At 30.2% G+C, this 17,960-nt stretch carries 12 protein-coding genes; 5 read left to right on the top strand and 7 right to left on the bottom strand.

Going from position 1 to position 17,960, the window contains the following annotated elements:
• Positions 1–50: 50 nt before the first annotated feature.
• Positions 51–1,175, bottom strand: a complete 1,125-nt coding sequence (locus H527_RS0110435; protein ID WP_027412670.1) for an N-acetylmuramoyl-L-alanine amidase family protein — start codon at positions 1,173–1,175, stop codon at positions 51–53.
• Positions 1,176–1,374: 199 nt separating this feature from the next.
• On the opposite strand from H527_RS0110435, the gene H527_RS0110430 reads away from it, so the two are divergent.
• Entirely contained in the window at positions 1,375–4,155 is a 2,781-nt protein-coding gene (locus tag H527_RS0110430; protein WP_027412669.1) for a putative LPS assembly protein LptD, read from the top strand.
• A 45-nt stretch (positions 4,156–4,200) separates the two neighbouring features.
• Positions 4,201–4,581, top strand: coding sequence for a RidA family protein (locus H527_RS0110425; RefSeq protein ID WP_027412668.1), 381 nt, complete (start codon positions 4,201–4,203; stop codon positions 4,579–4,581).
• A gap of 163 nt (positions 4,582–4,744) precedes the next feature.
• Here H527_RS0110425 and H527_RS0110420 read toward each other — a convergent pair whose 3' ends face one another.
• Entirely contained in the window at positions 4,745–5,842 is a 1,098-nt protein-coding gene (locus tag H527_RS0110420) for a helix-turn-helix domain-containing protein (RefSeq protein ID WP_155837861.1), read from the bottom strand.
• 1,156 nt (positions 5,843–6,998) lie between these two features.
• Here H527_RS0110420 and H527_RS0110415 point away from each other — a divergent pair.
• Complete coding sequence (locus H527_RS0110415) at positions 6,999–8,117, top strand: PepSY-associated TM helix domain-containing protein (RefSeq protein ID WP_051316718.1); 1,119 nt, start codon at positions 6,999–7,001, stop codon at positions 8,115–8,117.
• Between the two features lie 197 nt (positions 8,118–8,314).
• Here the strand turns inward: H527_RS0110415 and H527_RS0110410 are convergent, their stop codons facing one another.
• On the bottom strand, positions 8,315–9,382 hold the full coding sequence (locus H527_RS0110410; protein WP_027412665.1) for a methyltransferase: 1,068 nt from the start codon (positions 9,380–9,382) through the stop codon (positions 8,315–8,317).
• Positions 9,383–9,421: 39 nt separating this feature from the next.
• A complete protein-coding gene (locus tag H527_RS0110405; protein WP_027412664.1) occupies positions 9,422–10,573 on the bottom strand; it encodes a N(5)-(carboxyethyl)ornithine synthase in 1,152 nt (383 codons plus the stop codon).
• Positions 10,574–10,975: 402 nt separating this feature from the next.
• Between H527_RS0110405 and H527_RS0110400 the strand changes: the two genes are divergently transcribed.
• Complete coding sequence (locus H527_RS0110400; protein WP_027412663.1) at positions 10,976–12,115, top strand: glycoside hydrolase family protein; 1,140 nt, start codon at positions 10,976–10,978, stop codon at positions 12,113–12,115.
• A gap of 9 nt (positions 12,116–12,124) precedes the next feature.
• Positions 12,125–13,297 carry a heparan-alpha-glucosaminide N-acetyltransferase domain-containing protein gene (locus H527_RS0110395; RefSeq protein WP_035087835.1) on the top strand — a complete coding sequence of 391 codons (1,173 nt, stop codon included), beginning with the start codon at positions 12,125–12,127 and terminating at the stop codon, positions 13,295–13,297.
• A gap of 12 nt (positions 13,298–13,309) precedes the next feature.
• On the opposite strand, the gene H527_RS21830 is transcribed toward H527_RS0110395, so the two are convergent.
• The 3 genes from H527_RS21830 to H527_RS0110380 form a co-directional block, all read right to left on the bottom strand.
• The gene (locus tag H527_RS21830; protein ID WP_051316717.1) at positions 13,310–14,056 is read right to left on the bottom strand and encodes a carbohydrate-binding family 9-like protein; all 747 of its coding nucleotides are present in this window, start codon (positions 14,054–14,056) and stop codon (positions 13,310–13,312) included.
• A gap of 143 nt (positions 14,057–14,199) precedes the next feature.
• Positions 14,200–16,062, bottom strand: a complete 1,863-nt coding sequence (locus tag H527_RS0110385) for a DUF885 domain-containing protein (RefSeq protein WP_027412661.1) — start codon at positions 16,060–16,062, stop codon at positions 14,200–14,202.
• Between the two features lie 19 nt (positions 16,063–16,081).
• A complete protein-coding gene (locus H527_RS0110380) occupies positions 16,082–17,935 on the bottom strand; it encodes a CocE/NonD family hydrolase (protein WP_027412660.1) in 1,854 nt (617 codons plus the stop codon).
• Positions 17,936–17,960: the final 25 nt, after the last annotated feature.

Below are 17,960 nucleotides of genomic sequence, written 5' to 3'. Positions count from 1 at the left end.
AATACTTTTCTATAGATAATTTTTCAAGTAATTATCAGTATTTATTTAGATTAATTCGGAGATGTGCTTGCTTTTAATGCTTCTGTTAATGGAATTGATTCATTATTGCGAAATGCAACAACAAAACTAGAATCGAATCCTTTTCCTACTGCTATATCTTTAAGTTCCTGTGCTAATGTATAGTTAGATGTACTTCCAAAGTAATATTTATAAAGCTCTCCTGTTTTATTTTTTGACAATTGATCCAACCCATTAAAATTAAACGATTTTAGCTCTATATCTCCAGAACCAGCTGCTATTTGTACTTTAAAAGTTATATTGTCATATACTTTATCCCCTTCCATTTTCGCAGTAACCTTTGTTACCTCTAATGCCTTAGGCTTATTAACTTTATAAATAGCATCTAAGCTTTCTTTGTAATCTATAATTGAAGTTGTTATAGATTTAGCCATTTGTTCTTGTCCTTTTTTAGAGTTCAGATATTTCCCTTCGGTATTATTAGTAAGAAAGCCTAATTCTATAAGTACACTTGGCATATATGTTTGATGAAGCACAACAAAACCTGCTTGTTTCACTCCTCTACTTTTTCTATCCAAAATCTTTTTAAATCGATTTTGCACAAAACTAGCTAAAGTTAAGCTTTGATCCAGATATTCCTCTTGCATTAAAGTAAGACCTATAATAGACTCGGGAGAATTAGGATCAAACCCATCATAATTTGCTTCATAATTATCTTCTAAAAGGATAACCGAGTTCTCGTTCTTGGCTACATTAAAATTATCATCATTTGCATGTAACCCTAAAACAAAAGTCTCTGTTCCTGAAGCCTGAGATCTATGCGAATTACAATGCACAGAAACAAAAAGATCTGCTCCTGCTTTATTAGCTATACTACCTCGTTCATGTAGTTCTATAAACTCGTCTGTTTTTCTGGTATACACGACTTTAAACCTTCCGTCTTTTTCTAAAGCAGATCCTACTGCTAAAACTACATTTAAGGCTATTTCTTTTTCTTTATAACCATTACCTCTATTTCCTGGGTCATGCCCCCCATGCCCTGCATCTAAAACAACAACAAACTTATCTTTTTCTTGTGCAGAAACAGAAAATCTAAAAGTAGATTCTATAAAAATAAAGGCTACTAGAAAAATACTATGTACTATACTTCGTTTCATTAATTATAAATAATTTAATCGGTTTTGAAACATTTTGATATTGTTTCAGTTTTTAATATAATAAGTTAAAAATCAAAGATTGTGATCTACAAAATAAACTTAAATCTCTATCTGTTTATATGGCTTAAAAAACATGTATTTGATATAATTTTTTATTTTTTTATGAATTACAATCTAAGCATAAAAAATATATGTAATTTTGACACTTCAAAAACTAAGCCATAGTTATACAAAAATAGGATTTAAACCATTGCAAACAAAGGTACGTTACATACTTTATTCACTAAGTTTTTCACTGTTTTGTTTTTGTCAAATTACAGCACAAGAAACAAACAAGACTGAGGAAATACGGATTCCTGCATCTCAAGATACAATTACCAATTCACAAAAAGGTATAGAGATTAATGCAGAGGAGCTACTTAATGAAAAAGAACTAGATACTATAAAACAAGATTCTACCACTACAGAATCACAATTACTAACAGATAAAGTAGTCTATAAGGCTGTTGACTATATGCGACTAAGTCATAAAGAAAACAAAATGTACCTTTATGACAAAGCTGAAATCGTTTATGGAGATATGCAAATTAATGCTGGTTTTATTGTTGTAGATAATAAAAAAAATGAAGTATATGCATATGGCATTAAAGATTCTTTAGGCGAATATACACAAACACCTGTTTTTAAACAGTCCCAAAATGTGGTAGAACCAGATTCTATTCGTTTTAATTTTGACACTGAAAAAGCACTTATTTATAATTCTAGAACAGAACAAAACGGGTTTAAGATTAAAAACGAGATTTCTAAAAGAGAAAATGATTCTGTAGTTTATATGAAGAATGTAAAATTTACTACTTCAGATAATATTGATGATCCTGAATATTATTTTTATGCTCGAAGGATTAAGTTTGTTCCTAAAAAGAAAATTGTAACTGGATTAGTTAATATGTTTATTGCAGATGTTCCAACACCATTGGGACTACCTTTTGGGTATTTTCCGCTTACTGAGGATAGGACATCTGGATTTATACTTCCTAGCCCAGGAGAGGAAAATAATCGCGGATATTTTTTGCAAAATGGAGGATACTATTTTGCTATTAGTGATTATGTTGACTTAACATTAACAGGGGATTACTATACTAATGGCAGTTATACTTTAGCTACAGAATCGGCTTATGCTATGCGTTATAAATTTAGAGGTAATCTAAGGTTTCGATACGAGAACAATTTACAAAGCGAACGAGGCTTTCCTGATTTTTCTAAGACCACAACATATAATATACAATGGACGCATAGCCAAGATGCAAAATCTAATCCAAATTCCAGATTCTCTGCCTCTGTAAACTTTGGTAGTAGTGATTTCTTTCAACAATCCACTAATCAATTAAACACTGGTAACTTCTTAAACAATCAATTAAGTTCCTCTATATCCTATTCTAAAACATTTCAAGGAGAGCCACAAGTAAATGCTAATATTGCTGCAACACATAATTCTAACACCAGAACAGAAGTAGTAAACTTGTCTCTACCCAATACAAGTGTTAGTGTTTCAAGAGTATTTCCTTTTGCTCCAAAAATTGGAGTTAAAAAAGGAATTATACACAATATAAATACACAATATAATTTTAGAGGAGAAAACAGGATTACCACCAGAGACAGTCTCTTATTTAAAGCCAAAATGTTTAATGATGCTCAACTTGGCATGCAACACACTATACCTCTTAGTACAAATTTTAAAATATTTAAATACTTAAGTGCTTCCGCAGGAACAAATTTTCAAGAAAACTGGGTTTTTGAAACTATTAAACAAAGTTACGATCCTGATGCAAAAGATGGCGCAGGAGAAATAGTACGAGATACTATAAAAGGTTTTGATTCCTTTAGAACTTATAATTTTTCTACTAGTATAGGAACTACAATATATGGTACTTTTAATTTCAAGAAAGGGAATAAAGTAGAAGCTATACGACATACCATGAGACCATCTGTAAGCTATAACATTAATCCTGCTTTTAGTGAGTTTTATGATTCTTATACAGTCACAGACAATCCTAATACCACTAATGTTGATGAAACTAAAGTAGTAGAATATTCTAGATTTGAAGGAGGATATTTTGGAGCTCCGAGCAATGTGTTTTCTAGCAGTATTGGTTTTTCTTTGAGTAATAATCTAGAAATGAAAGTAAAAAGCAAAGACTCTACTGCTACAGAGTCTAAAAAAATTACTTTGCTAAATAATCTTAATTTAAGTACTTCATATAATATTGCTGGAGATTCTTTAAAGCTTAGTCCATTATCTATTACTGGTAATATACCTATTATCCAAAATAAACTGGACATTAACTTTAATACACAATTAGATCCGTATGCATTAGACAATAATAATCGTAAAATTGATGTTTGGAATATAGATAATGGTGGTAGCCTTTTTCGTTTAACCAGAGCTAGTGCTAATTTTGGATATTCTTTTTCTAGTAAAGATTTTGATAAAGGAAAGTCTAATGAAGATCCTTACGAAAATCAAACTTTTAGAAACGAAGGAAGGCCTGATAACCTTTTTGGAGGAGGTACAAATTTTGGAGACTCACAATCCTATGATAAGTCTAAGGATAAAGAATCTGATAAAGACGTAAAGAACTATAATTATAAAATACCCTGGTCATTGCGATTGTCTTATAATGTAAATTATAGTAATAGTGCACGACAAAATGAAATATCCTCACATTCTATAATGTTTTCTGGAGATGTCGAGCTTGCCCCAAAATGGTCTGTTGGTATATCCTCTGGATATGATCTTAAAAACCCTGGGTTTACTTATACAAATTTAAGATTTCAAAGAGATTTAGAAAGTTGGATCATGAATTTTAACTGGATTCCTTTTAGTAATAGAACATCTTGGAATTTCTTTATTGGTATCAAATCTTCTGTACTTAGTGATATTAAATGGGATAAAAGACGAGAGCCAGATAGACAGTTGTAGGTTTGAAAAAAATATTAAATAAAATTAAAACTATATACTCTTCTTATGAAAAAAATTATAACTACACCCAAAGCTCCTGCTCCTATTGGTCCCTATAATCAAGCTATTTTAAGCGGAAATACATTATATACTTCTGGACAAATTGCTATTAATCCAGAAACAGGAGAATTAGTATTAGATACTATTACTAAAGAAGCTGAACAAGTAATGCAAAACTTAAAAGCTGTATTAGATGAAGCTGGAATGACATTTGAAAATGTGATTAAAACCACTATTTTTTTAAACGACATGAATAATTTTTCTGAAGTAAACGCTGTTTATGGTGCTTATTTTAGTGATGATACTGCTCCTGCTAGAGAAACTGTTGCCGTTGCTGCTCTACCAAAATTTGTAAATGTAGAAATATCTGTAATCGCAGTAAAATAATCTGTAATCACATTTTATAAAAATATTTGTTATAAAAATAACCTCACAGATCTTCATCGATCGTGGGGTTATTTTTTTGACAAAAAAATAGAATGATTACGTTTTATGAATACAATTTTATATAGTCTATAATTGAATAGTTCAATTTTTAGATTTTAAACCTTTAGGGATGATTACGAAAATTGCTCCTTACCTTTTGGATATAATCAAACAATTTTATGCGCTCTTTTTTATAAAAAGCGTTCACAAATGTTCCTGTAGAAGTGTATCCAAGCTCTTTAGCCATTGCTTTTAAGGTATAATTCCTAAATTCTTCATCAACTATTATTCTTTTCTTAAAATAAGCAATCCTTAGATCATTAACATATTGAGTAAATGATTTTCCTTTATGTGTATTGACTATATGCGATAGATATTTGGAATTGGTCTTCCATTTTTTTGCCAGCAACCCTAAAGTTACTTTTCCTTTCAAGTATCTCTCTTCTTTTTCAAATTTTTCAAATTTTATAAGAATATTTTCAATAATCTCTTTAGCAATTTGTATTTGAATATTGTCTTGTTTAACATGAAGTTGTGCTAACACGAAAGCCTCTTCTCTTCTTTGCACAATAAACTCATGAATATGTGTAGCTATAACAGCAGTTAAACCAAAATTCATAGTAGATTGTTCTATTGCTTGATAATCTCCCAAAATAGCTGTGATAGTCATAGCTAGTACGGAGAGTAAACCCAAAAACCCTGCTAGAATTCTATTTCTAATATATTTTGACTCTTCATTTTTCTTTTTTGTATAGCGTTTTAAAAAAAAAGCTCCTATATGAATAGAAAAGATAGAAGAAAGAAGTATCGGTACACCTAAAAATAGTTTTTTGGAAAATTGTAAATCGTTTGAAAAATAATATGGAACAATGAAAAGAGTAAAAAAAGAAATACACATTATTTGTATTAATGATTTAATTTTAAGGAATTTAAAATAGAATATTTTAAATTCCTTGTAGATGTAATAAATCAAATATATCGCAGCCGTAATCCCTCCTGCATAGGTAAGGATGTTTTGAAAAAATATAGACAATGGTATGTTTGGATCTGGTAATAATCCTGCCAACAAATTATGTATTACAAAAACAGTAATAAGAATAAGAAAACGTATCCTGGATGGATCATTCGGCCTAGCAAAATAAAATAAGATTTGCGCGAATAAAACCAATATTTGAAAGATGAGAATTACAAAAGTAATCCAATGCATTTGTGTGCCGAACATTTCGTGTTTTTTTTAGAAATAAAATCTATAGATATAGAATTATATTATGATTTAAAAAAAATGTTATAGAACAAATTTATTAAGATAAAGTAATGTATTATTAGTCAATTAAGGCTTTTCTATAATTCTTAAGAGGTATGCATCTCAAAGAACTCCTTTTTTATACAATACTGAGGAAAGAGAATTATAGATGCTTTAGGGAGAAATCCCAGAAATATAAGATAAGTAAACAATTCCATATTATTTTTGATTCTATATTTTTTGTTCAGAGAATTGATAGATTTCATTTAGTAGTCTTGATTTATTAGTAAAAGTGAATATTCTTTAGTATTACTTGTAAAAAACAGGTTTTAATTACCCTAAAAGAACAACCTTATACATTTATTGTGTCAAGTATTAACTAATATTAACAAAATATTTATAGAAATTATAATTTCTCTAAATATTCTGTTAATTAACTATAATTAATTAAAAATCAGTTTTTTTACAAAAAAACCCCTGTAAACACCTTTAGTTTTTAGCGCATTTTAATAACAAAGAATACTGTCATTTTCATTTTAAGTAAGAAAGAGATAAAATAGGAATAAAATGTTAGTTAATATGGTGATCATGACAAATATTATTGGATAGAACCTGTTTGGAGTCATGAGCGTAAATCCCACAAAAACCGTACTTCATTATGGAGTAGTAGTTCTAATCTTTCATTTATAATTAAGTACCATACTATATGAATTATACTTAAACGAATTCGTTTATGAACCAAATCAAAATGTTTTGAAGAAAAATTATTCGATAAACTAGTAATTGTATTACGAAACAGAGCGGGCATTCAAAAACCCTCTTTGCTATTCAATAAATATTTTTAAGGTGTGGAACTTAAAGCTTTAAAACTCTTATCTAATTTTTCTGTATATTATGAATTTATGTATTTCGTCTTTTTTTATCCACAATGCGTCATTTTTATCTTCCTTTAGAAACTAATTTTGCTAACACTATTATTTAGATAAAATATAAATAACAAAAGTATAATGCATAATTATACTTAAATTTGATTTTTTTTTATTTAGTACCTCTTTCCTTTTTTTTAGGAGAAATGAGTAAAATAACCTATTTAAGAAGAGCTTAGATTATAACAAAAAAATAATTACATCTATAAATGATAAAAAACACCTTTAGAAAAACAATACAAAGAATACATTTATGGTTAGGGTTAACCACTGGGGTTATTGTCTTTATCGTATGTATTACAGGTTCGATTTATACGTTTCAAAAAGAGCTAAAAACTTTGATACATTCTCATTATAGTGTAGACATACCTACGGAATCGATCAAGTTACCCTTAGAAAACATAGTAAACTCTTATAAAAAGCATTCAAATCATGTTATACGAAGGTTATACGATTTTAAGAAGCCTTCTCGATCTATTATATTATTGACTGTAAAAGATAAAGAATATTATTATTCTTATATGAATCCATACACAGGAGAGTTACTAAAAGAAACACCTCTATCAAAAGATTTTTTTACTGTTATCTTATACTTACACAGGAACTTATTATTGGGAAAAATAGGTACTCAAATTATAGGTTATTCTATTATCATATTTATTATATCCTTGATTAGTGGTTTGATTCTTTGGTTTCCTAAGAACAAGAAAATTTTTAAAAATGCAAAAGGCAGAAAATCACAGTTTAGTATCAAAACTAATGCTCCTAAAAAAAAATTAACATACGATCTACACAAGGTCTTAGGGTTTTATGGAGCTTCAATTCTTATAGTTTTGGCTATAACTGGTATCACATGGACATTTAACTGGGTAGATAATATGCTGTACATGGCGGTCACTTTTGAAAAAAAACAAGTAGAAAAAAAGATAACAATTTTAGAAACTCCTTTTAAAGAACAAGCACTAGATGTATTAAAAAAAGAAATAATTCATCAAAGAGTAAATAAAGATTTATTTATTTATTATTTCCCAAATACAAACAAAGCACCACTACGAGTATTGAATTCTTCAGATGTAGATGAGTATGGAGATTCAGATATATATTATGCAAATCCTGATAACGGTGCAATTATAGGATCAAAACTTGATGAAGAAAAAAATGCAGGTCAAAAGCTTAAAAGTCTTTATTATGATATCCATACAGGTAGTTTACTGGGATTAGGAGGTAAAACATTGGTATTTCTTGCTGGTCTTATAGGAGCTTCTTTACCAATAACAGGTTTTTTTCTTTATCTTAATCGAAGAAAAAAGAGTCGCTATATAAAATAAATAATATAGTATTAAGGTCTTTCTCTTGCTTCTTTTAAGAAAAGATCTTTCTATACCTAGCAATTTGGTAGGGTAAAAACATAAAAACGGATAGCAAATTATTAAAACCAATGATCCAAAAAAACTGTTATCACCTAAAACACTAAACCTTTGATTTTCAAATAATTTAATAATCACTCTACTAATATCATTAAGTATTATTTATTAGTAAGTACCCAAAGCTGTACTTCTTCAGAAGAACGCCAATATTGATCTCGCTTTGTTTTTTCAGAAGCTGTCTTCACTTTCTTTTTTAAACATTTTTCTAATTGAAATCGACCTCCTTCGGATAGTTCCTTTTCTATGGGATGTTCTTTTGTTATATTTATTATCTGTGCTAAATTCGAAAATAAGAGTACTAGTTTTCCTTCTGGTAAAAGTCGTTGTTTTGCTTCTGCAAAAAAAACAGAAAACAGATTTTTATCATAATAAATAGCTTTATCCATACTATCCAGATCATAAGATTCTGGCAACCAAGGTGGATTAAAAACAATTAGCTCAGTTTGTTTTCTAAACTTCCCAAAAAGATCTCCAAAATCTAATTCTATTTTTCTGGACAACTTCGTATCTTTCATAAAATCTGTTAATCCAACAACCGCATTAGGATTGGTATCTGTGCCACAAATCTTTTGAAAACCATGTTTTATCATTTGAAAAGAAAGTACACCACTCCCAAAACCAATATCTATTGCAGATTTTTTAGGTCCCTGGTATCGTTTTAACCAATTATCAAAAAGTTCTAAATGTTCAAAACGTGTAGGGAAATAAGTGCCATAATAAGGATGTACTTTATTTCGTAATACAGGAATAGAAATCCCATTTTGATACCATTGCCAAGCACTATTTAATCCTTGTATTTGAGGAAATGTTAGTAAGAAATTATTATTATATGGATAAAATTTTTCTAACCAACCAATAAAAGGAGCTTTTTTTACTATCAATTTATGATCTACGATTGCTATTAAAATAAGATTGGTCAACTTACGGTATTCTGACCGATACTCACGTTGCTCTTTAAAAGACCTACAAGTCATTTTTTTGTTAAGGTGTATCTTTAATGCCTTAAGTAATAATAATCCATTGCTATAAAACTCTGTTATTAATACTAATTTACCAGCTTCTAATGCTTTTATCGTAAGCATAACATCTGTAGTATGGTTAAACAATTCTAATTGTTTTTCAGGAACGATAGGTACTGGTTTGTTTACTTCTATATCTGTAATCATTGCTTTACTTTCTATAAAATAAATTTGTCGAGATCTATTCTATATTAGCTCATTTACTTTATGTGGATAGTTGATATCACGATTTTGAAACCTAAGAATGGAATCTTTTACAATAACACCTCTATCAATATTTATAGCATTCTTAATAGTCATATTTTCATTCCAGCTTTCACGACCAGATATCACAGATGGCAGATGCACAATTAATGCGGCAGAAATGGATCTGGAAGCACTTTCCCAAAAATAACTTGGCGTATGATCCACTGCATAATAATCAATTTTATCAATTGCTATTATTGGGTTTTTAAAAGTGGTAGGTTTAGCAAAATAAAATCCCATCCCTTCATCACAACTAACATCTATTATTAGTGTACCAGGTTTAAGCATAGATTTTTCATCTTCTTTTATATAATCAATGGGATCATCTGTATCTTGATATGTACCATTAATTATTATTTCAGATTCATGTATCAGATCTAATAATGGTCGTTCTGAGCCATCATGCTCTACAACAATCAATCTAGCTTCGTTCTCATTCCCTTTTCTAAGTCTTGTGTAATGTACATCCAACACCTCTTCTCTAACCTCATGGTCTGGTCTTTGAATACAGATCGTTATATCTCTAAAACCATGTGCTTTTAAAGCATAAATGGCACCTCTACTTACGGCACCAAAACTAAAAATAATTACTTTTCGTTGATTCCCATAATGGCCATCTATACCTTTTAATTGAAGTGCATGTATAACTGCACTATATCCAGCCATTTCATTGTTTTTATAAAAAGTATGTCTTCCCATTTGTCCATTAGGGTTCCATACATACATATCTTCAAAAGCAATCAAAGTTAATTTTTTATCTATAGCTGTTTGTGTTATTTGCATTTGTTGGGCACAATGAGGATACCCCCAAATAATACCTTGATCTTTAAGCTCTTCTAAATCAGATAAAATAGGTTTGGCTATAATAACAGAACCAATATCAGATAATATTTCACTTCTTGTTGCTACTCCGCCTGTTAAATCGCTGATTTCTTCATCCTCGATATGAAAAGGCGCTCCATAACCTTTTTCAAAAATAAGTTGTTTGCGAATATGTTCTGGAAGTCTTTTTAAATGTTCCGGATGAATAGGCACACGCCTTTCGTCTTCTTTTTTTGAAGTTCCAATAACACCCATTTTTAATAAAGCCATGTATTTTAAAATTGAAAACGAATTGCAGAGTAATCAAATTAGCAAGACGTAAGATTAAATTTACTCTTAGATAGTTAATTTCTAGCAATCAGGCATTAAGTGGCCACTAGAGTTTTATTAATCAAAATGAGGGTTTAAAAAAACCTCAGCAATTCGCTGAAGTAGTGCGAAGAGATGATTAATATCAACAGATAAATAATACTTTGTTAAAGATACTCTATTAAAAATACATTCTTGGTATAATAGTGACTTAATATCTACTATAAGATAAAGGATCAAAAAAATATAACATACGTACTAAAAAACATGTTGTATTTAGCAAAAAACATGCTCTTTGTAGAAAAAAATTGAAAAGCTTACTTTTTTTAAGTAATTCTGATGCACTCTATCAAAATTAATGTAATGAAAAAAATATTTTCGATTCTTGTATTTGTTTTTTTAATCGCTTCTTGTAAAAAAGAAGTAAAAAAAGTAATGGTTTCTTCTCCTTATAAAATCCCTCTTTATGCTTGGGCACAATTACCACAAGATGCCACTGATGAAGAACTAAAAAAGGAATATCAAGATTTAAAAAATAAAGGAGTAGATGGTTTAATGTATTCTGCGGGACATGATCCTCTTACCTATAAAAGGGTAGGAAAAATTGTAAAGCAAGTAGGAATGGAATTTCATGCATGGATTCCTACTATGGTACAAAACAATAACCCCGCATTAAAACCAGAATGGTATGCTATAAATAGAAAAGGTGAATCTGCTTTTGATAAACCTGCCTATGTATCTCATTATCAATTTTTATGTCCTAATAGAGAAGAGGTATATGATTTTTTAGAGAATTTATATAGTAGTATTGCTGATATAGAAGAAATAGACGGAATTCATTTAGATTATATTCGTTTTCCTGATGTAATATTAGCCGAAGGGCTGTGGGAAAAATATGAACTAGTAATGGATAAAGAATATCCTCAGTTTGATTATTGTTATTGCGATACCTGTACTAACGACTTCAAATCAAAATCTGGTATTGACATTAAAGAAATTGAAGATCCATCGCAAGTAGAAGAATGGAAACAATTCCGTTATGATTTAATAACAAATATAGTAAACAAATTAGCAGATGTAGTACATCGTAAAAATAAAGTAATTAATGCTGCTGTTTTTCCTGGACCAAACTCTGTAGCAAAAAAATTGGTCAGACAAGAGTGGAACAAATGGAATTTGGATGCATTTTATCCTATGAATTATAATGATTTTTACTTAGAGGACACTAAATGGATTGGAGAACTTACTAAAGAAGAGGTATCCTCTGTATCTGATAAAAAACCTGTATATAGTGGGTTATTTATTTGCCCAAAACCCGATACTAAAGCTAAAGAAGCAGATCCAGAAAATCATGGATTATTACCCGAAGAGTTAGAAAACGCTATTAAGGAATCTATGAAAAATGGTGCAACAGGAGTTTGCCTATTTACACCAAATAGAATGACAGATGCACACTGGAAAGTTTTACAAAACGTGATTCATACTGATTTTACTAAAAATTAAGTTTTATATATGAGAATAGCATCTATAGATATCTTTAGAGCCTTAACAATGGTTTTAATGATTTGGGTAAACGATTTTTGGACACTTAAAAACATCCCTAAATGGCTTACTCATGCTAAAGCTAGCGAGGATTATATGGGATTTTCAGATATTATATTTCCTCTATTTCTATTTATTGTTGGGCTTAGCATCCCTTATGCTATCAAAAACAGGGTTTTAAAAAATGAAAAAAAAGAACTAATTGCAAAACATATAATCATACGTGCTTTTTCTCTTTTACTCATAGGTTTCTTTATGGTTAATTATGAGTCTATTCATGAAGAAAGTATGCCAATAAGCAAATACACATGGTGTTTATTTATGGCTTTTGCTGTGGGATTAATTTGGATGAATTGGAAAAAAAGCCCTGTTTCTAAAAGATGGCATATCTATTTTCAAGTTTTTGGTTTTGCAATACTTCTCTTTTTGGCTGTCATATACAAAGGTGGTTCTTTAGGGGAAAGTTGGATGAAATCCCATTGGTGGGGAATTCTGGGTTTAATTGGTTGGGCATATGGTGTTAATGCACTAGTATATCTATACAGCAAAAGGAGTTTGCCTATAATGATTGTACTATGGTTTATTTTCAATATTTTATGTGTTGTTAATTCAATAAATGGAATTACTTCTGAAAATGAATTTATACGTGCCTTCTCTCCTATTTATACAGGTACCATTCCTGCTTTTACGACTGCGGGTATTATCGTTATATTACTATTTCAAAAACTATCTGGTAGTGTAATAAAATGGCGATATATATCCCTAATTACACTAGGTATAGTACAAATCATTTATGGATTAGCAACCAGACCGTATTGGGGAATTTCAAAAATACAGGGAACCCCATCATGGCTTGCTATATGTACAGGTATAGGTATCCTTTTATTTGTTTTACTATATTATATTGCAGATGTAAAAAAGCAAGTAAATTGGGCAAAAATAATTGCTCCGGCAGGCACTGCAACACTAACTTGTTATATGATCCCTTATTTTATATATCCTATACGTAATATGATCGATATTAGATTACCTGATTATTTAAACACTTCTATAATCGGGTTACTTGTATCTTTTGCATTTGCGTTACTAGTAGTTATTTTTACTGGTTGGTTACAGCAAAAAAGATTTTCTTTAAAATTGTAGATAGTGTAGCTGTTATTCCAATACCAAATAACCAAAATGCTCTGGAGCATGAAATTTTGGTTTTGCCGTATTAGGACTGTTCCAACAGGCAAAAGTTGCATTTTCTGCATTAGCACTCCAATCTTCATTTGTATGATCTATATTAGAAATAATCCTAAACATATTTAACCTAAAAACAGTTTCTGATTTTTTATTTGGATATTGTAACAAGGCAATTGGTAGTTTTAAATATCCTTTCCAAGTCTCATTTTTAATATCTTTTTCTACACTATGTTGTACACCTGATGTCGATATATCTATAAGCTCTAATGCATAAGAGTTATCACTTTTATATTTATTGGTTACCTTACCTAAAAACAAGGCGTTATTAGGGTTTAACTGAATTTCTAAATAGTTTTCCTTTGCTTCCTTTCCATTACTTATAAAAAGCTCAAATACTTCCTGATGAAATAAGTATGAGTTATCTTGGGTATAATAGTTTTGATCTATCCTTGGATTATTTCTACATTCAAATTTTATTTCTAAAAAATCCTTATCGTATTTCATCTCTACCAAAGTTTCTTCTTTTATCGGCTTTCCTCCTACCGAGTGATAAAAATGCAAACTTTGTAGTGCTGCAAAATTCTCTTTATTGATTTTAAAAACAGGAACCTCAATACTTTTATATTTGGATTCTATTTGCTTTTTATCGCTATTATCTTTTTCTATACAGGATAACGATATGAAAATTACTAGGATTAATAATATTGATTTTTTCATTATACTTTTTTATAAGAAACGTATATAGAGAATATTTTAATAAATATACATTGTAGCTTTTTCAATTTAAAAGAATTTAATAACCAAAAAACCTCACAGGCTTTTTTTAAGACCTGTGAGGTTTTTCTTCTTTTATTTAATCCCTATTGCTTCATAGCTTGATCTAGATCTTTACTTACTATCCACTCTCCTACTAATTCTTCTAAAATAGTAAGTGGGACTGCTCCATTAGTTAATACTACATCATGAAACTCTCTAATATCAAATTTATCACCAAGTTTTTTCTTTGCATTTTCCCGTAGTTCCAAAATTTTATTCATCCCTATCTTATATGCAGTTGCCTGACCTGGCATTACAATATGGCGTTCTACCATTTTTATTGCATCACTTTCTGCATTTGGTGTATTATCTTTATAGTACTTTATACCTTCTTCTCTTGTCCATTTTTTATGATGAATCCCAGTATCTACTACTAATCGACAAGCTCTCCATAACTCCATAGCTAGTCTTCCAAAGTCAGAATATGGGTCACTATACATACCTATTTCTTTTGGTAATAGTTCTGTATACAATCCCCATCCTTCTGAATACGCGGTATATCCTCCAAATTTTCTAAATTTAGGAACATCTTCCAATTCCTGTGCAATAGATATTTGCATATGGTGCCCTGGTATACCTTCGTGATATGCCAATGCTTCCATCTGGTACTTTGGCATTGCTTTCATATCGTATAGGTTTGCATAATATGTTCCTGGTCTGGATCCATCTGGTGTTCCATTTTGATAAAAGGCTTTTCCAGCACTTTTTTCTCTAAAAGACTCTACTGCTTTTACAATGATATCTGCTTTGGGTTTTGTGATAAAAAGTTCATCTAACTTGGATTTCATAGTATCAATAAGCTCAACTGCTTGTGTAAGGTATGCTTTTTTTCCTTCCTCAGTATTTGTGAAATAAAACTTTTCATCTTCTTTCATATAGCTAAAAAAGTCTTGTAATGTACCTTTATATTTAACTTGTTTCATAATGTCACGCATCTCTTTATGGATACGTTCTACCTCTTTTAACCCAAGTTTATGTATTTGCTCTGCGGTCATATCTGTAGTAGTGATGCGCTGTAATGCTATATTATAAAAAGCATCTCCTTTAGGAAATTTCCATGCACCATCCTCTGTAGTTGCTCTTTTTTGCTGATCTTCTAACAATGTAATAAGGTTTTTAAAAGCTGGCATCACATTTTCTATCATAGCTTTTTCTGATTTGGAGATTAAATCTTTTTGCTCTTCATCTGTCAACTCTATTTTTTCTATCTTACTTTTAAAATCCGCAAATAAGGTACTTTCTTTATTAGACTTATCGAATGGATGTCCTATAATAATATTACGACTATCACTTAAAACCTTTTCAAAAACAAACTTAGGAGGAAGAATACCATTTTTTTCTCTCATTTTTATATTTTCTATAGCTTGGGCAAACAGTGCGTTCATTCCGTTTAATCTAGAAATATAAGCCTCTGCATCGCTCTTATTTTCAATTCTATGCATATTGATCATAAAAGCAGGTATTTCTGCTTGCATTCCATGCATTTGATTTACCGGGTAATTATAAAATCTATAGTCAAAATGTTTTATTTCATCTTCTAGCTTTTGTTTCATTAGTTTATAACTAAGAGATGCTGCTTTATTTAGTTTAGAGACATCAATCGAATCTATCAAATATGCTAATCTTTCTTTTGTCCGTTTTAGATCTTCAGCTTCTCTTTTAGGAGAGATATCATCCCACTTACCATAATCTTCTGTTTTTATTCCTAAATAGGTTTGCCACTTAGGAGACCTAGCTACTTCTTTTTCAAATTGAGATTCAAACCAATCATTTAATTTTTTAGAATGCTCCTCTATTTCTTGCGAAGCATGGCTTAATTGATTATCAGGTTGTTTTTTTTGTTCTTTGCAACTAATTACCGTAAAGAAAAATAACAAAGGTAGTATGCTTGTTTTTATTTTATTCATAATACTAGTTTTGGGTTATTTAGTTATTTAAAATGGAAACTTCTATTACTGAATCATAATATACTTTGTGTGTTTGCTTTTTAAAATCGGATGCATCTGCCTTAAAAATATTAGGCACATATTTCTGTGGGTTTAAATCTATAAAAGGAAACCATGTGCTTTGTACCTGAACCTGTATTTTATGTCCTTTTTTAAAAGTATGATGTATATCCTGTAATTTTATATTTACATCTGTTTTTTGGTTTGCAATAAAAGGTTCTGGTTTACTAAAATTATTTCTAAAACGCCCTCTCATTACTTCGCTACGCACCATCATATGGTAATTTGCCATTTTTAAATACGCTTGCGTTTCTTCTGTGTCTTTGGCGTCATTTGGATATACATCTATTAATTTCACTATCCAATCTGCATCTGTACCTGTAGTTGCTACTTTCAATTTTGCTAAAACCTCACCGGATAAGGTCATATCTTCAGTAAGTATTGGTGTTTCAAAAACTAACACATCTGGACGACGTGCTGCAAATCTTTGGTCATCTGTCATATATTTTCGAGGTGTAAATACCATTTTAATATCTTCAGAATATGGTACTGGTTTTTTGGGATCGCTTATAAATTCTGAAAAGCCTTCCTTATTTTTATCCGACAATACTTCATTATCTGAAAGGTAAAACGTTTTTTTCTTTACATTTTTTGGAGGCCAGATTTCATAAGAATTCCATTCTTTTTTTCCGGTATCAAAAATTTGAATTTCTGGCAAGCCTGTTTTTCCATTTGCTTCCCCTTTTAAAAAGTGATTAAAAAATGGGGTCTCTATATTTTTTTGATAATTTAAAGAAATATCATCTCCAAAATATACATTACCTATTGCCTGTCGTTTTTTCGTTCTTGCCCAATCTCCATGACTCCATGGACCGAATACCATTATATTATAATTTTCACTTTTATTTTCGATATTTTCGTAGGTTTCAAAAGGGCCATATAAATCTTCTGCATCAAACAGACCTCCTACTACCATAACAGCTGGTTTAACGTCTTTTAAGTGTTGAATGATTCCTCTTTTTTTCCAGAAATCATCATAATTTGGATGCTCTTTTAATTGTGTCCAAAATACATTATCTTCTTTATAATATGTATCCAAATTAGTTAATGGACCTGCATCCAAAAAAAACTGATATTGATCCTCTGTTGGTAATTCTGCAAATTTGTACCAAGGCTCTGAGGTTGGCTTCGTTTTTTCGAGACCAAATAAAGGTGTTACTCTCCAATAACTCAATAAATATGCTCCATTATGATGAAAATCATCAAAAAAGAAATCTCCTATACACGCTTGTGGAGACACTGCTTTTAAAGCAGGATGCGAATCTAACAGGGAATAAGTTGCATAAAAACCAGGGTAAGAAATACCCCAAATCCCAACTTTACCATTGTTATTGGCTACATTTTTAACTAACCAATCTATAGTATCATAAGTATCACTAGCTTCATCAAACTGTTTATCTGTTTTATTAGGAATATAAGCACGCATATTATCATACACCCCTTCACTCATCCAGCGCCCACGAACATCCTGATAAACAATAATGTTACCTTCTTTCATCAGAAACTCATTTGGTCCTATTTTAGAAGGAAACTGATTCTCACCGTAAGGTCTTGAACTATACGGAGTTCTTTGCATCAAAATAGGATGTTTTTTCGAAGTATCTTTTGGGGTATAAATTGTGGTGTGCAGTTTAACACCGTCTCTCATAACGATATCTACCTCTTGTTTTGTGTATTGCTCTTTTATATCAAAAGAGGCTAATTCTTGAGAGAATGTAGTAATAGTGTATAGAAGGACTATACTGTTTAAAATAATTAATCTGACCGATCGCATTGGTATAAATTTAGTTTATCGATGA

Origin of the sequence: Aquimarina muelleri DSM 19832 (genome assembly GCF_000430665.1) — a bacterium.
GTDB classification, from domain to species: domain Bacteria; phylum Bacteroidota; class Bacteroidia; order Flavobacteriales; family Flavobacteriaceae; genus Aquimarina; species Aquimarina muelleri.
The sequence above is the reverse complement of the archived record's forward strand: the minus strand, read 5'-3'. Positions and strand labels throughout refer to the sequence as shown.

Bases quoted from the DNA above. Each gene is read 5' to 3' on its own strand.
- H527_RS0110435 (WP_027412670.1), bottom strand. From the start codon at position 1,175: ATGAAACGAAGTATAGTACATAGTATTTTTCTAGTAGCCTTTATTTTT.
- H527_RS0110425 (WP_027412668.1), top strand. From the start codon at position 4,201: ATGAAAAAAATTATAACTACACCCAAAGCTCCTGCTCCTATTGGTCCC.
- H527_RS0110420 (WP_155837861.1), bottom strand. From the start codon at position 5,842: ATGTTCGGCACACAAATGCATTGGATTACTTTTGTAATTCTCATCTTT.
- H527_RS0110415 (WP_051316718.1), top strand. From the start codon at position 6,999: ATGATAAAAAACACCTTTAGAAAAACAATACAAAGAATACATTTATGG.
- H527_RS0110410 (WP_027412665.1), bottom strand. From the start codon at position 9,382: ATGATTACAGATATAGAAGTAAACAAACCAGTACCTATCGTTCCTGAA.
- H527_RS0110405 (WP_027412664.1), bottom strand. From the start codon at position 10,573: ATGGCTTTATTAAAAATGGGTGTTATTGGAACTTCAAAAAAAGAAGAC.
- H527_RS0110400 (WP_027412663.1), top strand. From the start codon at position 10,976: ATGAAAAAAATATTTTCGATTCTTGTATTTGTTTTTTTAATCGCTTCT.
- H527_RS0110395 (WP_035087835.1), top strand. From the start codon at position 12,125: ATGAGAATAGCATCTATAGATATCTTTAGAGCCTTAACAATGGTTTTA.
- H527_RS21830 (WP_051316717.1), bottom strand. From the start codon at position 14,056: ATGAAAAAATCAATATTATTAATCCTAGTAATTTTCATATCGTTATCC.
- H527_RS0110385 (WP_027412661.1), bottom strand. From the start codon at position 16,062: ATGAATAAAATAAAAACAAGCATACTACCTTTGTTATTTTTCTTTACG.
- H527_RS0110380 (WP_027412660.1), bottom strand. From the start codon at position 17,935: ATGCGATCGGTCAGATTAATTATTTTAAACAGTATAGTCCTTCTATAC.